The organism is Saccharopolyspora antiqui, from assembly GCF_052246905.1.
Taxonomy (GTDB): Bacteria; Actinomycetota; Actinomycetes; order Mycobacteriales; family Pseudonocardiaceae; genus Saccharopolyspora.
In genome coordinates, this window is the sequence record NZ_JBQQBO010000012.1 from 1 (window position 1) to 15,736 (window position 15,736).

Here is a 15,736-nt window from a genome sequence, read left to right on the forward strand (position 1 = left end):
AACAGCTCCGCCAGCTGGAAGCCGTTCGGACCCCCCCCCCCCCCACCCCGCATCACTCCACGGGTTCGGGCATGCGGTGGACCTGGTACTCGCAGGCGATGACATCGCCGGTCTTCGGGTCGCCGAGCTCGACCCGCCAGGAGTCGGCGAACTGGTCGACCGCGGCGTCCATCGGGATCGTCCCGGAAAGCAGCACGGTGCCCGGCTGCAGCAGGCCGCGTTCGCGCAGGTCGTCGAGCCAGTACCGCGGGGCGAGCAGCTCACCGAGGGTGCCCTGCTGGATCTGCTTGCCACCGGCCCAGGCGGTCAGGGTCAGCTCGTCGAGGCGGTCGGCGACGTCGACCAGCCGCCAGGCCTTGCGACCCAGCACATCCGGCCCGGCCTGCTTGCTCCACGCCACGCCGTGCACCTCCAGGGCCCGGTCGGTGTGGTCGCAGGCCACCGTCAGCAGCACGTCCCGCTCGTCCGGCCCGGCGACGATCAGCGCCCACTCCGCCTCGCCGGAGGTGCGCCCGTGCTGCACCTGGACCTCGTCGGGCTGCATCGCCAGGTACGGGGCGACCGGGTAGAGGCACGGTGTCTTGGTCGGCGCGGGCACCCCGAGTTCGGCGAGCTCGGCGACGTGCGCGGCGACGTCCTGCTGGCTGCGACCGGCGTAACCGCCGTTGAGCAGCGTCGTCACGCGCACCTCGACGACCTCCCCGTTGACATCGAAACGCAGTGGAAACACAATGCCCTCCCATATCCGCATACGTGTTGTATACATTTGGTATCACAGTAACCTGGGTTCGGCATCCACGGCCGACCCCGCCCGGGAACCAGAATCCGGAGACAAGGACCCCCGATGACCCACGCGCCCCCGACCACCACCCGCCCGGACCGCAAGGCCCTGGTGAAGGCCTTCGTCGCAAGCCTCAGCGGCACCTCCCTGGAGTGGTACGACTTCGCCGCGTACTCGGTGGCGTCGGCCCTGGTGTTCGGCCAGCTGTTCTTCCCCAGCCACGATCCGCTGTCCGGCACGCTGCTGGCGTTCTCCACCTACGCCGTCGGCTACGTCTCCCGACCGCTGGGCGGCTTCGTGTTCGGCCGCCTCGGCGATGTGCTGGGCCGCAAGAAGGTCCTGGTCATCACGCTGCTGGTCACCGGTATCGCCACCGTCCTCATCGGCCTGCTGCCGACGCACAGCCAGGTCGGCTCGCTCGGCGCGGTGCTGCTGGTGATCCTGCGGTTCGCGCAGGGCGTCGGCATCGGCGGCGAGTGGGGCGGCGCGGTCCTGCTGTCCAGCGAGTTCGGCAGCGACAAGCACCGCGGCTTCTGGGCCTCGGCGGCCCAGGTCGGCCCGCCCGCGGGCAACCTGCTGGCCAACGGTGTGCTGGCGGTGCTGGCCGCGGCGCTCACCCAGGAGCAGTTCATGTCCTGGGGATGGCGGGTCGCGTTCCTGCTCTCCGCCGTGCTGGTGCTCTTCGGCCTGTGGATCCGGGTGAAGCTGGAGGAGACCCCGGTCTTCAAGGAGTTGCAGGAAAAGGGTGAGCGGGCCGGTGCGCCGGTGCGCGAGGTCTTCACCCGCGAGCCGCGCGCCCTGGTGTCGGGCATCCTCTCGCGCGTCGGCCCGGACGTGCTCTACGCGCTGTTCACGGTCTTCGTGCTCACCTACGCCACCCAGCAGCTGAAGGTTCCGCAGAGCTGGGCGGTCACCGGCGTCATGCTCGGCTCGACGCTGCAGCTCGCGCTGATGCCGCTGGCGGGAGCGCTCTCCGACCGGTTCGGTCGGCGCAAGGTCTACCTGGTGGGTGCGATCGGCGCTGGTGTGTGGCCGTTCGTGTTCTTCCCGATGGTCGGCGGCGGATCGGCGCCGCTGCTGATCGTCGGCGTGATCGTCGGGCTGATCTGGCACGCGCTGATGTACGGGCCGCAGGCGGCCTTCGTGTCCGAGCAGTTCAGCACCGCGCTGCGCTCCACCGGCTCCTCGCTGGCCTACACGCTGGCGGGCGTCATCGGCGGCGCGCTGGCTCCGCTGCTGTTCACGTCGTTGTTCGCCTACTTCGACACCTGGGTAGCCCCGGCGATCTACCTCGCGGCGACCTGCGTGGTCACCCTGATCGGCCTGTCGCTGAGCCGCCCGAGCACGCGGTGACCTCCCGCTCACGCACCCCGGAAAGCCGTTCAGCCGGTGAGCAGGACCTGTTGCGTCGCGGACAGGTGGGCGGTGATCGCCGACTCGGCGGCCGCCGAGTCGCCCGCGGCGAGCGCGGCGAGGATCGCCTCGTGCTCGGCGAGCACCGCCTTCCGCCGCCCCGCGACGCTGAACAGGGCCACCATGCCCGCGCGGATCTGGCGCGCCCGCAGCGCGTCGTAGGTCTTGCTGAGCATGTCGTTGCCGACCGCGCACACCAGCGCTGCGTGGAAGCTGTGGTCGCGGTCGATGAACGCGCGGGCCTGGTCGTCGCCGCGGAGCTCGCGCTGACCCACCAACTCGGCGCGCATCTGCTCCAGCGGAACGGCGTCCAGTTCGATGACGCGCCGGGCCGCGTAGCACTCGATCATGGCGCGGATCTCGAACAGCTCGCGGATCTCCCGCCCGCCGACCGGCGCGATGTAGGCCCCGCGCTTGGGCACCAGCTGCACCAGTTCCTCGGCGGCGAGCAGCAGCAGGGCCTCCCGGATGGGAGTCCGGGACACGCCGATCTCGTCGGCCAGCGCCTGTTCGTTGACGAACTGCCCCTGCATGGCGGGGTCGCTGAGGACCGTGTCCTTGAGATGGTCGTAAGCGAGTTCGCGTCCGGACGGCACCAATATCCCCCTTGCATATCGCTCGTATACAAACATCATAGCTGGTAGGAACCGGTTGAACTCGCTGTGCGTGGGTTGAGCGCCGCTTCAGGGACAAGAACGAAGACGAGCACGTAGCGAAGGATGGTTGTGGTCATGCGGATTGCCTTGTGCCAGATCGTGTCCGGCCCGGACCCCAAGGCGAACTTGGAACTGGTGGCCGATGGTGTGCGACGGGCCGCCGAGGCGGGGGCAGAGCTGGCGGTCTTCCCGGAGGCGACGATGGCGTGCTTCGGGATCAAGCTCGGGCCGCTGGCCGAGCCGTTGGACGGGCCGTGGGCCACCGAGGTGCGGCGGCTGGCCGACGAGGCCGGGATCGCCGTGGTGGCGGGCATGTTCACGCCAACCGAGGACGGCCGGGTCACCAACACGCTGCTGGTCACCGGCCGCGGCCTGGACACCAGCTACGACAAGATCCACCTGTTCGACGCGTTCGGCTTCGCCGAGTCGCGGACCGTCGCGCCGGGTTCGCAGCCCGTCGTGGTGGACCTCGGCGGCACCAAGGTCGGCATGACGACCTGCTACGACGTGCGCTTCCCCGGCCTGTACACGACGCTGGCCGACCAGGGTGCGTCGGTGATCGTCACCTCGGCGTCCTGGGGTTCCGGCGAGGGCAAGCGCGAGCAGTGGGAACTGCTGGTGCGCGCCCGCGCGCTGGACTCGACGTCGTGGGTGGTGGCCTGCGGCCAGGCCGACCCGCGCAGCGTCGGCCGGGAGCCCAGCGGCAAGGCGCCGACCGGCATCGGCTACAGCCTGGTGGCCACCCCGCTGGGCCAGGTGCACGCGCAGCTCGCCGACGCCCCGGACGTTCTGGTCGTCGACCTCGACCCGGCCGAGGTCGAGCAGGCCCGGCAAGCCGTTCCGGTGCTCGCCAACCGCCGTTTCTGAGGTCTTCGGGCTGCCCGGCGGACGTGCGATGGCTCCCGGGCGGGCGCATCCTGGCCGCACCTGGCGATTGGAGGGGCCAGCATGCATGCGCGAGTGGGCACTTACACCGGCCCGTCCGACGCGCTCGACCAGCTCGCCCGGGGCGTCGACCGGCTGCAGCCGGAACTGCAGCAGCTGGGCGGCTTCCGCGGTGCCTACGTCCTGGTCGACCGCGACAGCGGCAAGGCCATGACCGTGACGTTCTGGGCGGACGAGCAGGCCGCGAAGGACAGCGCCGAGGCGGCGAACCGGATGCGCCGCAGGGCCGCCATCGCCAGCGGCCAAACCATCCAGAACGTGGAAACCTACGAAGTCGCCCTCCAGATCTGAACCCCGCCGTTCCCCGTTCAGGGGAGAGGTGAAGGGCACCTTTCGCCAACTAACTTGGTAAAAGGTGCCCTTCACCTCGCCCGCATCGTGGTGAGCCTGCGGCGGAAGGCGATGGCGGCCAGGGCTGTGGCGAGGGCGAGGACCGCGGTGGTGAGGAGGCTGCCCTCGATGCCGAAGCCGCCGCCGGTGAGGAGGTTGGCGCTTCCCGGCGTGCCGCTGATGTCCAGCATCGTCGTCTGGATGTCCATTCCGGACACTTCGATGCCGTACACGTTGCCCTGGCACCAGTTCCACACCACGTGGAAGGCGCACACCCCCCACAGGCCGCCCTCGGCCAGCGCCCAGAACGCCAGCACCAGGGCGATCAGCAGGATGTTGACCAGGCCGATCAGGCTGACGTTCATGTTGACGCCGTGCAGCACGGTGAACACCACGGCCTGGAAGGCGATCGCGGCCGTCAGACCCCACTTCCGGTAGGTGACCTGCATCAGGTAGCCGCGGGTGAGGATCTCCTCGGTGCTGGCCTGCGCGATGAACCCGACCAGCGCGACGAGCGCGGCACCCACCTGCGCGGTGCGCAGCGCACCGGCGTCGAACTGTCCACTGAGGATGTTCACGACCACCGGCACGGACAGCAGCACCACGGCGACGACAGCGCCGAGCACCAGGTGGATGCCGACGCGCGAGGCCGGGAAGAACCCGACGGTGCCGAACGGGCGGCGTTCCTTCCCCCAGATCCACAGCGCCAGCAAACCGGTCGCGCCGAGGAAGCTGAGCATCAGCGCGAGCTGATCGACCAGCCCCATGCTGGCGCCCATCAGCACCTCCGGCGAAACCCCGAGCAGCGGGAACAGCACCAACGCCACCACGGACTGCCCCACCAGCAGGCACGCCACCACCACGACCAACCCGACCACCGGCCCGGTGGGCCGCCGAGCCCGGTAGATCCCGCCCAACAGCGGCGAAGGGAACACCCGCTCCGGCTGCACAGTGTCCACAGCTCTCCTAACCCCAGATCAGTCGAAGCCGCCGACGACGACTCGCCGACACGAAGGGTAATCTCCACCGAACTCCGAGTCACAAGACCCACCAGGGCCCACTCAAGATCGTCCCGACGCGGACCTCTTCGACGAGCCGGTCGCCACTGGGTGACTACATGTCCAGGCCGAGGTCGAGGGCTGGGGAGGAGTGGGTCAGGCCGCCGACCGCGAGGTACTGGACACCGGTTTCGGCGTAGGCGCGGGCCACGTCGAGGGTCAGTCCGCCCGAGGCTTCCAGCTCCGTGTTCGGCGACACCGCCGCGGTGCGGCGCACCGCTTCGGCGCACTGCGCCGGGGTGAAGTTGTCCAGCAGGACCAGTTCCACGTCTTCCGCCAGCACCGCATCGAGTTCGTCCAGTGTGGACACCTCGACCTCCATCGGCAGTTGCGGTGCATGGGCGCGGCAGGCGCGCACCGCCGCGACCACCGAGCCCGCCGCCACCACGTGGTTGTCCTTGATCAGCACCGCGTCGCCCAGACCCATCCGGTGGTTGACGCCGCCACCGCAGCGCACCGCGTACTTCTGCAGCACCCGCATGCCGGGCAACGTCTTGCGGCTGTCCCGGATCCGGCACCCGGTCCCGGCCACCGCCGCGACCCACTGCGCGGTCGCGGTGGCGATGCCCGAGAGGTGGCACAGCAGGTTCAACGCCGTGCGTTCCGCCGTGAGCAGCCCCCGGACCGGCGCTTTCACCCGCAGCACGCAGTCACCGGGCGCCAGCACATCGCCGTCCGCGCGCTCGGCGAGCACCGTGTAGGAGTCCGCGCCCAGCACTTCGTCGAGCACCAGCCGCACCAGCGGCAGACCCGCGAGCACCCCGGCCCGGCGGGTGTTGAACCCGGCCTCGGCGATCGCGTCCGCCGGGACCGTCGCCTCGGTGGTCGCATCCGGCCCGTAGCGCAGATCCTCGGCCAATGCCGTGCGCACCACTTCGCGGGCCACCTCGTGGTCGAGCGTCATGCCGCTGTCCTCCCAATCCCGGCCGCGGTGTGGATCAGCCACCCCGAGGCGTCCAGCCGGAGCACGGTGCTGCGACGCCACCGCAGGTCGTCGGTCTCCGGGAAGTCGGTCCGGCGGTGGCAGCCCCGGGACTCGGCCCGCTGCCGGGCCGCCGCGAGCAGCGCCTGCGCGGTCAGCGCCAACGACGAGTCCTCCACCGCCTGCCGGGTCAGCAGCGGGCGGACGACGGCGGCCCGATCGAGCGTCCTGGTGGCGGTCGCGAGACCTTCGTCGTCGCGCCCGATGCCGACGTGGCGGCTCATGGTGCGCTGCAGCAGGTCCCGGTCGACCACCGCCATCGCGGGCTGGACGACCTCACCGGCGCCCCGGCGGCTCAACAGCCCGCAGCACAGGTCCTTCGCCACCGCCTCGGCCGCGCGCCCGCCGACCACCAGCCCCTCCAGCAGGCTGTTGGAAGCCAACCGGTTCGCGCCGTGCAGCCCGGTGCAGGCGACCTCGCCAGCGGCGTAGAGCCCGGTGACCGCAGTACGTCCGTCCACACTGGACACCACGCCACCGCAGGAGTAGTGCGCGGCGCTGGCCACCGGAATCGGTTCCCGGACCGGATCGATCCCGGCGGCCCGACAGGCGGCGTAGACCGTCGGGAAGCGCTCGGCGAACCCGGCGCCGATGCTCGTCGCGTCGAGGAACACGTGCTCCGCGCCGGTTTCGGCGGCGCGCTGGTTGATCGCCGCCGACACGACGTCGCGCGGCGCCAGATCGGCCAGCGGGTGCGCGCCTTCCATGACGCGCCGACCGCGCACGTCCACCAGCACCGCGCCTTCACCGCGCACCGCCTCGGTGATCAGCGGACGGCGGCCGCGCGCCCCGCCCGGCGTGTACAGCACCGTCGGGTGGAACTGCACGAACTCCAGATCCGCCACGGACGCACCGGCCCGCAGCGCGAGCGCCACACCGTCCGCGGTGGACACATCGGGATTCGTGGTGCTGGCGTAGAGCTGACCGAGCCCACCGGTGGCCAGCAGCACCGCCGGGGCGTGCAGCACGCCCGGCCTGCTCTCCGCGTCCATCGCCAGCGCACCCACCACGGCTCCGGTGTCGCCGCGCAGCAGTTCGACCACGCAATGCTGCTCCAGCACCGGAATTCCACCGCCGCGCACCGCATCCGACAGCGCGCGCTGGACCTCCGCTCCGGTGGCGTCGCCGCCCGAGTGGATCACCCGGAACGCGCTGTGCCCGCCCTCCCGGGTCCGCGCCAACGCGCCGTCGGAGCCGGTGTCGAAGCGCGCACCGGCCGTGCGTAACCGGGTGATCGCCGCGGCGCCGTCCGCGAGGATGTCCCGCACCGCGGAGCGGGAGCACAAGCCCGCCCCGGCGGTGAGCGTGTCCTCGACGTGCCTGCGCAGGCTGTCGCCCGGGTCGAGCTCGTCGGAGCGGACCACGGCGATACCGCCCTGCGCCCAGCCGGTGTTGCCCGCCGAGGCGGCGTCCTTGCTGACCACCAGCACCCGCAGGCCCAGCTCCCTGGCCCGCAGCGCCGCCGTCAGACCCGCGACGCCGGTACCGACGACGAGCAGATCCGCGCCCGCTTCCCAGCTCATTCGCCGCCTCCCGGCTTGCCGATCGCGATCATCCGCTCGACCGAGGCCCGCGCGCGCTCGGCGACGTCCAGCGGTACGTGCACCTCGTCGGCGCCCTCGCGCAGGCAGCGCAGCAGGGCGGCCGGGGTGATCATCTTCATGTACCGGCAGGACGCCCGGTCGTTGACCGCCCGGAAGTCGATCTCCGGTGCGGCGCGGCGCAGCTGGTGCAGCATCCCGACCTCGGTGGCCACCAGCACCGAACGCGCCCCGGTCTGCCGCGCCGCGTCGAGCATGTCGCCGGTGGACAGGATCTTCACCCGCTCCTTGGCCACGGTGCCCTCCCCGGCCAGGTAGAGCGCGGAGGTCGCGCAGCCGCACTCGGGGTGGATGAACAGGTCGGCGTCCGGGTTGGCGGCCGCCCGCTCGGCCAGCTCCGGACCGTTGATCCCGGCGTGCACGTGGCACTCACCGGCCCAGACGTGCAGGTTCTCCCGGCCGGTCTCGCGCCGGACGTGCGCGCCGAGGAACTGGTCGGGGCAGAACAGCACCTCGCGGTCGGCCGGGACGGAGCGCACCACGTCCACCGCGTTCGACGAGGTGCAGCAGATGTCGGTCTCCGCCTTCACCTCGGCCGTGGTGTTCACGTAGGACACCACGACAGCGCCCGGGTGCTCGGCCTTCCAGGCGCGCAGCTGTTCGGCGGTGATCGAGTCGGCCAGCGAGCAACCGGCGCGCGCGTCCGGGATGAGCACGGTCTTGTCCGGGCCGAGGATCTTCGCGGTTTCGGCCATGAAGTGCACGCCGCAGAAGACGATCGTGCTCGCGGCGCTGTTCGCCGCGAGCCGGCTCAACGCCAGCGAGTCGCCGGTGTGGTCGGCGACGTCCTGGATCTCGGGCAACTGGTAGTTGTGCGCGAGCAGCACGGCATCCCGCTCGTCGGCCAGCCTGCGGACCTCGCGCGCCCAGTCCGCCGTCGGCTGCACACCCGTGTAACCGGCGTCGGTGCGCTCCCAAGTCGCGGTCGTGGCCATCTCGTCCTCCTCGCCGGATCCTCCGGAACGGCTCACCCGGAAGCTCCGCTAGCACCCCGGATCAACCGCTCCGAGGTTTTCGCCTTAGAATCGAAAACGTGCCATATCGTAACACTGGGAGTTGTCCGAACAAGAGCGACGTTGGTCACGAGGTGTTGGCCGGGGTGCTCCAGGTGCGCGACGACCGGCTGGAAGTGCTGCTCTGGCAGCGCGCCCAGGAACCCCATCTGCACCGCTGGTCGCTGCCCGGCGGGCGGCTGGCCGCCACCGAAGACGTGGAGAGCTCCATCCGGCGGCAGCTGGCCGAGAAGGTCGACGTGCACAAGCTCTCCCACGTCGAGCAGCTCTCGGTGTTCAGCGCCCCGGACCGGGTGCCCGGCCGTCGGGTGGTGGCCACCGCGTTCCTCGGGCTCGTCCCGTCCGACACCGACCCCGAAGTGCCCGCCGACACCCGATGGCATCCGGTGGACGCCCTGCCCGCCACCGCCTTCGACCACCAGCGGATCGTGCTGGCCGCACGGGATCGGCTGCGCGCCAAGCTGTCCTACACCAACATCGGCTTCGCGCTGGCCCCCGCCGAGTTCACCGTCTCGGAGCTGCGCCGGATCTACTCCGCCGCACTCGGCTACCAGGTCGCGGCGACCAACCTGCAACGCGTGCTGTCCCGGCGCGGCGTGCTGGAACCCACCGGTCGCACGGTGCCCGCCGGGCCTGCGGGCGGCCGCCCACCCGCGCTGTTCCAGTTCACCTCACGCGACCTGCAGGTCACGGATCCCTTCGCGGTGTTCCGGCCGCCGGTCTGAGCGGGCTCCCGCAACATCGGCAATGCTGCTCCGCCGACGCTGGGGAAGTAGGTTGGGCACGTGATGGACATGCTGCCGCTGTTCCCGCTGGGCACCGTGCTGCTCCCGGGCGGTCACCTGCCGCTGCACATCTTCGAGCCGCGCTACCGGCAGCTGGTCACCGACCTGGTGCACGAGGACCTGCCGGACCGCCTGTTCGGCGTGGTGGCGATCAGGCAGGGTTGGGAAGTCGGCGAGGACAACGTGGACTCGATGTACGACGTGGGCTGCTCGGCGCGGCTGGACCAGGTGCGGCAGTTGCCCGGCGGGCGCTACGACGTCAGCGCCGCTGGTGAACGGCGGTTCCGCCTGCTGCAGATCGATCGCAGCGCCGCGCCGTACCTGATGGCCAACATCCAGTGGCTGCCGGACACCACCCCGGAAGACGACTCGCCAGCGCGCCGCGAGCACCTCACCACCGCCGCCCGCTCCGCCTACCAGCGCTACCACGCCACCGGATTGCGCGGCGGGCCACGCGAAATGCCCGGCGCCGACGCCGACGCACCAGAGCTCTCCTACCTGCTGGCCGACGACTGCGTGCTGACCGTGGAAGACCGCCAGGAACTCCTCACCGAAACCGATCCACTGGTACGCCTGCGCAACATCCGGCGCCTACTACTGCGCGAAGCGGAATTCCTCCGCGAACTCCGCGCCGTCCCAGCCCCGCTCACCGAATTCGCCCAACAAACCAGCGTCAACTAACCCACCCGCGCGAATTTTTCGAGGTGAAGGGCACCTTTGACCGACTATGCCGGTAAAAGGTGCCCTTCACTCATCACTCAGCTGAGTGATCGCGAGGTCGGTGCCCAACGTGCTGCCGTCTGGTGTCGGGATCGGCTTGTGAGTGAGTGCGCCGGGTTCTTACCGGAAAACCACTCACGACCTCAGCTCGCAAAGGGAGTTCTGGGGCAGGCATTAAGATCGCCGCATGTCTTCACCGGGCAATTGGGGTTCCAGCGAGTACCGGCAGCCGTACGATCCGCGCACCGGGCAGCCGGTGGCCGGTGGTCCCGGGGCATCGGGACCGCAGCCCGGCAGGCAGTACCAGGGTTTCGGGGCGTTCTCCCAACCCCAGCAGCCGCCACCCGCCTACCCGAACATGCCCGGTGGCTATCCGCCGCCACCGACGCCGCCGGGCAAGCGCCGCGGGCCGTTGATCGCCGCGATCGCGCTCGCCGCCGTCGCGGTGATCGCCATCGTCACCACGGTCGTCGTGCTCAGCGCCAGCGGCGGGGACCAGGCCGCGCCGACCGCACCCCCCACCAGCACCAGCACACCGACCCAGCCCACCAGCAGCGCGACATCGCCGACGTCGGTGGCCAACCCCAACCTGACACCGGTCGTAGCCGGTTGGCAGGTGGTGACCGTGCCCAAGCGAGGTGCCGTCTACGACGTGCCACCGGGCTGGGAGCTGGACCCCAATCCGGACAACATCCACGGCATCGGCCCGCCCGACGACCCGGTGACGATGACCGGGGTGGCCGACTACCAGCTCGGCTTCTGCCCCGGCGACGCCAACAGCTACCGCGCGACCTCGGGCGCGACCGCGCGCAAGGGCCCGGACGACACCGCAGTCGCCAGCGAAACCCTGCAGAAGTTCGCCACGCTCGCCTACACGCGGGACGGTCAGGCGCCGATGATCGTGCCGGGCCCGGTGGAGCAGCTGCGGCTCGCCGGGGGCACCACGCCCGCCGTTCGGGTCACCGCGCTGGTCACGCTGCCCACCCCCGGCCCCTGCGACGCCGCGTCGGTCGCGGTCAGCGTGCTCGCGACCAACAGCGACGGGGAGAGCTCGGTGGTGTTCATCGCGGCCGCCGACCAGAACGTGCCGGACGCGGTTTCCGTCGACACGCTGAAGCAGATCACCGAAACCTTCCGCGGCGCCCCGAACTGACCCCTCCCGCACACCATTTCGCGAGAGAGCGGCGGTCATTTCTCGCTTGATCGCGAGGGGTCAACGCAACACAACCCGAGAAGGCTTGACCTGGGAACCCTCACTAGGGCTCCCAATCGGGCTTTTGCCGGTCAGGTCAAGCCGGGTGTCGAATCCAAGCGCGAAATCGCCGCGTTCTCAGCCGAGGCGGCGGCCGAGGTCGTCCAGGCCGTTCCAGGAGGCGGCGAGGCCGTAGCCGAGAGCGACACCCAGCGGTTGGGTCAGCAGCACCCAGTGCGTGTTGATCTCCGGGGCGATCGCGATCAGGTCGCCGAGCCGCGGGTTCGACGGCATCGCGTACAGCCCGGCGGCGAACGAGGCGCCCAGCTGGATGCCCAGCCAAGATGCGACCAGCGACCCGAGCGCACCGGCGATGAGCAGCACCGGGCCGCGCCGACCGCGCAGCAGCCACAACACCGCCGCGGTCAGCAGCCCGGCGGCGAAGGCGAGCAGCGCGAAGATCGCGATCGCGTCGAAGTCGTGGTAGCTCTCCACCAACAGCGGCGTCAGCGTGCCCTGTTCGCCGAGCACGCTCTCCTGCGGCGGCGCCAGCCGCGACCACACCCAGCCGATCGGCAGACCAAGCAGCGCGACCAGGGACAACGCACTCACCGCGGGCAACAGGTCGGCCTTGACGACCACGCGGGGTGCTGGCGCGACGAGTCGGACGAACAGGTTCTCGGACCCGGTCGCAGACGCGATCCGCTCCGGGGCGGCGCGCGTGCCGCTGGACTCCACCGGGCTGTCCGCCACCCGCCGACCTCCTCCTACCAGCCACCACGATTGGTTGCTTCGCCACCCTAGCGCTCCACCTCGTCATCCCCGCATCACCCGATGGCGGGGTGCGCGGCGCGCATCAACTATTCTGCGCGAGCCCCCACGTCAGCTACGCCGAAGGACGCGTGAATGGCGGGAATCCTGCCGAGTCCGCTGTTGACCGGACCGAGCCCGATCGACGAACCGCAGCAGAACTCGGCCGTCCGGCTGCCGCTGCGCGGCACCGTGGTCGAACTGCTGCTGAGCGCGATCGTGGCGGCGGTGGTGAGCCTGCTGCTGCAGTTCGCCGTCGTGCACTTTGGCATCAGCGAACCCAGCTACGCGCCGGAAGCGCTCGCCGTGGTGGGCAGCGCGCTGGTGCTGGCCGTGCTGTTCCTGTTGCTGGCGTTCGGACATCGCCGTTCGCCGCGTTGGGCGCGGCTGCTGGGCGTCTGGGCAGCGCTGAGCGCGTTCAGCACGCTCGCGTTGGCCATTCCCTTGCAGTCCACCAGGTTCTACTACGGTGGGTCCTCTGTGGACAACGGGTTCCGCATGCAGTACATGACGCGGATGGCCGCCACCCCTGGCCTGGCGGACATGAACTACGCCGACACCTCGCCCTACTACCCGGGCGGCTGGTTCTGGCTGGGCGGCCGGTTCGCGAACCTCATCGGCTGGGAGGGCTGGGCGGCGTACAAGCCCTATGCGCTGGCCTGGGTCGCGGTGACCGCTGTCGTCACCTTCACGCTGTGGAGCGTCGTGGTGCGACGTCGGCTCGCGCTGCTGGCCGCGGTGGTGACGGCGCTGGCCGGGATGCTGCACGGCATCGAAGAGCCCTACGCGTGGCCGTCGGCGGCGTGGCTGGCCCCGGTCGCGGTGCTGGCCTGGCACGCGCTGCGCAGGCAGGAGAGCACGCCGCGGTGGACGTTGGTGTGCATCGGCGGCTACGTGGGTTTCGCGGCCATCACCTACACCCTGCACTTCGCGTTCGCGGTGCTGATGGTCGTGCTGATGGCGGTCCTCATCGGCGCGTTCCGGGTGCACCAGGGGCAGGCGCTCCGGCCGACGGTGCGGCAGTTGTTCCTGCGGTTGCTGCCGATCGGCATCGTCAGCCTGGTCATAGCGCTGCTGGTTTGGTTGCCGTACCTGCTCGCGACGCACTTCCTGCTGGCCAACCCGCGCAGCGCCGCACAGCACTACCTGCCGTCGGACGGCGCGTTCCTGCCGGTGCCGATGTTGCAGGGCACCGCATTCGGGGTGCTGTGCCTGGCGGGTCTGGTGTGGTTGCTGTTGCGGTGTCGACGCAGCGAAGTGGCTGCCGCGATGCTCACCATCGTGATCGCGGTCTACGGCTGGTTCGTGCTGTCGACGCTGGCGCTGATCGCCAAGACGACGCTGCTGGCGTTCCGCCTCAACGTGATCCTCGACGTGACGTTGGCCGTCGGCGGTGTCTTCGGGCTGCTCGAACTGATCGGTTATCTGCGGCGCAAGCTCGACGCCCGGTACGCGTTGCGGATCAGCATGGTCGGCTGCGCGCTGGGGCTGCTCGGCGCGATCACCATCAACCAGGGCGCGATCGGCCTGGCGTTGCAGGATTCGGTCGAGCGCGCCTACCAGGACTACTACCCCACCGGTGACAACGCGATGGGGCAGCGGGACCCGGCCCAACTCGGCTCGTGGACCGATGACGAGATCCGCGCGATCGCCGAGCTGACCGGGCGCGAGCCAACGCAGAACCTGCTGCTGAGCACCGACTACAAGCTGATGTCCTTCAAGCCGTACTGGGGTTTCCAGCAGGAGACGCCGCACTACGCCAACCCGCTGGCGGACTACGCCGAGCGGGCCGCCGAGATCCAGCGGTGGACCACGGCGAAGACCAGCGACGAACTGCTGGACATGCTGCACAGCAGCCGGTTCAAGACGCCCAACGTCTTCATCCTGAACAACCCGGCGAACCGGTATTCCACTGTGGACTTTCCGGAGGACCAGGCCGGGAAGCTGGTGCTGCAGTTGAAGGACGACGCTTTCCCGCAGCTGCCGAACGTCCGGGACTACGACGTCTACTTCGATCCGGCGGTGTTCGACTCCCCGGCCTTCACCAAGCGCGAGGTCGGCCCGTACACCATCATCGCCCTGCGCTGATCCGCTCGATCGCCGGTGCGGCGGCGATGGTTCGCCGCCGCACGAAGGCGATCGACCGGCGTGACCAGAGGTCGTCGCTGGGAGGTCAGTCCGCTGCGGGGTGGACGGGCAGTTCGCGCAGGCCGTGGATCAGCGTGCTGAAGCGCCACTGCACGTCGTCCAGCGCGCTGGTGCCGTGCAAGTCCGGAAAACGCTCGACGAGTTGGCGCAGCGCGACCTGCGCTTCCAAGCGGGCCAACTGCGCGCCGAGGCAGAAGTGAATGCCGTGGCCGAAGGCGAGGTGCCCCTGCGTGTCGCGGGTGATGTCGAAGCGCTCCGGCTCCGGGAAGCGCTCCGGGTCGTTGTTCGCCGCGGTCAGCCCCACCCAGACGATCTCACCCTCCGGGATCAGCACGCCGCCGACGTCCACCGGCTCGGTGGTGTGCCGGAACGTCCCGTGGATCACCGGACCGTCGAAGCGCAGCGCCTCCTCGACCGCACCGGTCACCAGCTCCGGGTTCGCCCGCAGCGCCGCCCACTGCTCGGGGCTGCGCAGCAGGGCCAGCACACCGTTGCCGATGAGGTTGACCGTCGTCTCGTGCCCGGCGACCAGTAGCAGGAAGACCATCGAGATCAGTTCCGGCTCGCTGAGCCGGTCTTCGTCCTCGGTGGCTTCGATCAGCGCGGTGAGCAGGTCATCGGCCGGTTCCCGGCGCTTGGTCTCGATGAGTTCGACCAGGTACTGGGCCATCGCCCCGCCAGCGGCGTGGGCCGCTTCCTGGTCCGAGGCGTCCAGCAGGGTGTTGGTCCAGGCCCGGAAGTCGTCGCGGCGGGTCTCGTCCACCCCGAGCAGCTCGCAGATCACCCGGATCGGCAGCGGGAACGCGAACGCGTCCAGCAGGTCCACTTCGGACTTCCCGACCATCTCGTCGAGCAGTTCCTCGGAGATCTGCTCGACGCGCGGTCGCATGCTTTCCACCCGGCGCGCGGTGAATGCCTTGACCACCAGCTTGCGCAGCCTGGTGTGGTCCGGCGGGTCCATGTTCAGCATGTGCTCGGTGAGCTCACTGGTGAACTCCCGACGGTCGGCATCCGGCGGCAGCTTCGCGCTGATCACCTCTTGGGTGCGGGTGGCCTGCTTGCTGAACCGGGGATCGGCCAGCGCGGCGCGCGCCTCGGCGTATCGCAGGATCACCCAGACCGGCAGGCCGTGCTGGGTGACCATCCGCTGTGCCGGTGCGGCAGCCCGCATGTGCTCGAACCGGGCGTGCAGGTCCCGCACGAACTCGGCATCGAAAACGGGTAGTTCGGTGAGCGCCTCGGTGGTGGACATCGGCTTCCTTCGCGTTCGGCAGCGTTGACCCGGAATTCCAGTGAACACCG

The 15,736-nt window shown here is 70.2% G+C and carries 15 protein-coding genes; 7 read left to right on the plus strand and 8 right to left on the minus strand.

Annotated features, from left to right (window positions below; translation table 11 throughout):
- Nucleotides 1-52: 52 nt before the first annotated feature.
- Nucleotides 53-730: a DUF2848 domain-containing protein gene (locus ACTWQN_RS19535; RefSeq protein WP_443204946.1), complete on the minus strand. Its 678-nt coding sequence runs from the start codon at nucleotides 728-730 to the stop codon at nucleotides 53-55.
- Nucleotides 731-844: 114 nt separating this feature from the next.
- Between ACTWQN_RS19535 and ACTWQN_RS19540 the strand changes: the two genes are divergently transcribed.
- A complete protein-coding gene (locus ACTWQN_RS19540) occupies nucleotides 845-2,134 on the plus strand; it encodes an MFS transporter (protein ID WP_443204947.1) in 1,290 nt (429 codons plus the stop codon).
- A 29-nt stretch (nucleotides 2,135-2,163) separates the two neighbouring features.
- Here the strand turns inward: ACTWQN_RS19540 and ACTWQN_RS19545 are convergent, their stop codons facing one another.
- Nucleotides 2,164-2,790 carry a GntR family transcriptional regulator gene (locus tag ACTWQN_RS19545; protein WP_443204948.1) on the minus strand — a complete coding sequence of 209 codons (627 nt, stop codon included), beginning with the start codon at nucleotides 2,788-2,790 and terminating at the stop codon, nucleotides 2,164-2,166.
- A gap of 135 nt (nucleotides 2,791-2,925) precedes the next feature.
- Here ACTWQN_RS19545 and ACTWQN_RS19550 point away from each other — a divergent pair, with 135 nt between their 5' ends.
- Both ACTWQN_RS19550 and ACTWQN_RS19555 read left to right on the plus strand, forming a co-directional pair.
- On the plus strand, nucleotides 2,926-3,717 hold the full coding sequence (locus tag ACTWQN_RS19550) for a carbon-nitrogen hydrolase family protein (RefSeq protein WP_443204949.1): 792 nt from the start codon (nucleotides 2,926-2,928) through the stop codon (nucleotides 3,715-3,717).
- Nucleotides 3,718-3,798: 81 nt separating this feature from the next.
- The gene (locus ACTWQN_RS19555) at nucleotides 3,799-4,086 is read left to right on the plus strand and encodes an antibiotic biosynthesis monooxygenase (protein ID WP_443204950.1); all 288 of its coding nucleotides are present in this window, start codon (nucleotides 3,799-3,801) and stop codon (nucleotides 4,084-4,086) included.
- A 71-nt stretch (nucleotides 4,087-4,157) separates the two neighbouring features.
- Here the strand turns inward: ACTWQN_RS19555 and ACTWQN_RS19560 are convergent, their stop codons facing one another.
- From ACTWQN_RS19560 to nadA, 4 genes are all read right to left on the minus strand, one after another.
- Nucleotides 4,158-5,084: a CPBP family intramembrane glutamic endopeptidase gene (locus ACTWQN_RS19560; RefSeq protein WP_443204951.1), complete on the minus strand. Its 927-nt coding sequence runs from the start codon at nucleotides 5,082-5,084 to the stop codon at nucleotides 4,158-4,160.
- Nucleotides 5,085-5,238: 154 nt separating this feature from the next.
- On the minus strand, nucleotides 5,239-6,087 hold the full coding sequence (gene nadC / locus ACTWQN_RS19565; protein ID WP_443204952.1) for a carboxylating nicotinate-nucleotide diphosphorylase: 849 nt from the start codon (nucleotides 6,085-6,087) through the stop codon (nucleotides 5,239-5,241).
- Nucleotides 6,084-7,688 carry an L-aspartate oxidase gene (locus tag ACTWQN_RS19570; RefSeq protein WP_443204953.1) on the minus strand — a complete coding sequence of 535 codons (1,605 nt, stop codon included), beginning with the start codon at nucleotides 7,686-7,688 and terminating at the stop codon, nucleotides 6,084-6,086. Before ACTWQN_RS19570 ends, nadC begins: the two co-directional genes overlap by 4 nt.
- A complete protein-coding gene (nadA, locus tag ACTWQN_RS19575; protein WP_443205140.1) occupies nucleotides 7,685-8,701 on the minus strand; it encodes a quinolinate synthase NadA in 1,017 nt (338 codons plus the stop codon). The genes ACTWQN_RS19570 and nadA overlap by 4 nt, the downstream gene beginning before the upstream one ends.
- Before the next feature lie 152 nt (nucleotides 8,702-8,853).
- Between nadA and ACTWQN_RS19580 the strand changes: the two genes are divergently transcribed.
- From ACTWQN_RS19580 to ACTWQN_RS19590, 3 genes are all read left to right on the plus strand, one after another.
- The gene (locus tag ACTWQN_RS19580) at nucleotides 8,854-9,504 is read left to right on the plus strand and encodes an NUDIX hydrolase (protein WP_443205141.1); all 651 of its coding nucleotides are present in this window, start codon (nucleotides 8,854-8,856) and stop codon (nucleotides 9,502-9,504) included.
- A 63-nt stretch (nucleotides 9,505-9,567) separates the two neighbouring features.
- Entirely contained in the window at nucleotides 9,568-10,245 is a 678-nt protein-coding gene (locus tag ACTWQN_RS19585; RefSeq protein ID WP_443205142.1) for an LON peptidase substrate-binding domain-containing protein, read from the plus strand.
- A 226-nt stretch (nucleotides 10,246-10,471) separates the two neighbouring features.
- Nucleotides 10,472-11,437 (plus strand): DUF8017 domain-containing protein, encoded by a 966-nt coding sequence (locus ACTWQN_RS19590; protein WP_443204954.1) that lies wholly within the window; start codon nucleotides 10,472-10,474, stop codon nucleotides 11,435-11,437.
- A 177-nt stretch (nucleotides 11,438-11,614) separates the two neighbouring features.
- Here the strand turns inward: ACTWQN_RS19590 and ACTWQN_RS19595 are convergent, their stop codons facing one another.
- On the minus strand, nucleotides 11,615-12,229 hold the full coding sequence (locus ACTWQN_RS19595) for a DUF2567 domain-containing protein (RefSeq protein ID WP_443204955.1): 615 nt from the start codon (nucleotides 12,227-12,229) through the stop codon (nucleotides 11,615-11,617).
- Nucleotides 12,230-12,382: 153 nt separating this feature from the next.
- On the opposite strand from ACTWQN_RS19595, the gene ACTWQN_RS19600 reads away from it, so the two are divergent.
- Complete coding sequence (locus tag ACTWQN_RS19600; RefSeq protein WP_443204956.1) at nucleotides 12,383-14,374, plus strand: arabinofuranosyltransferase; 1,992 nt, start codon at nucleotides 12,383-12,385, stop codon at nucleotides 14,372-14,374.
- 85 nt (nucleotides 14,375-14,459) lie between these two features.
- Here the strand turns inward: ACTWQN_RS19600 and ACTWQN_RS19605 are convergent, their stop codons facing one another.
- On the minus strand, nucleotides 14,460-15,686 hold the full coding sequence (locus ACTWQN_RS19605; RefSeq protein ID WP_443204957.1) for a cytochrome P450 family protein: 1,227 nt from the start codon (nucleotides 15,684-15,686) through the stop codon (nucleotides 14,460-14,462).
- Between the last annotated feature and the right edge of the window lie 50 nt (nucleotides 15,687-15,736).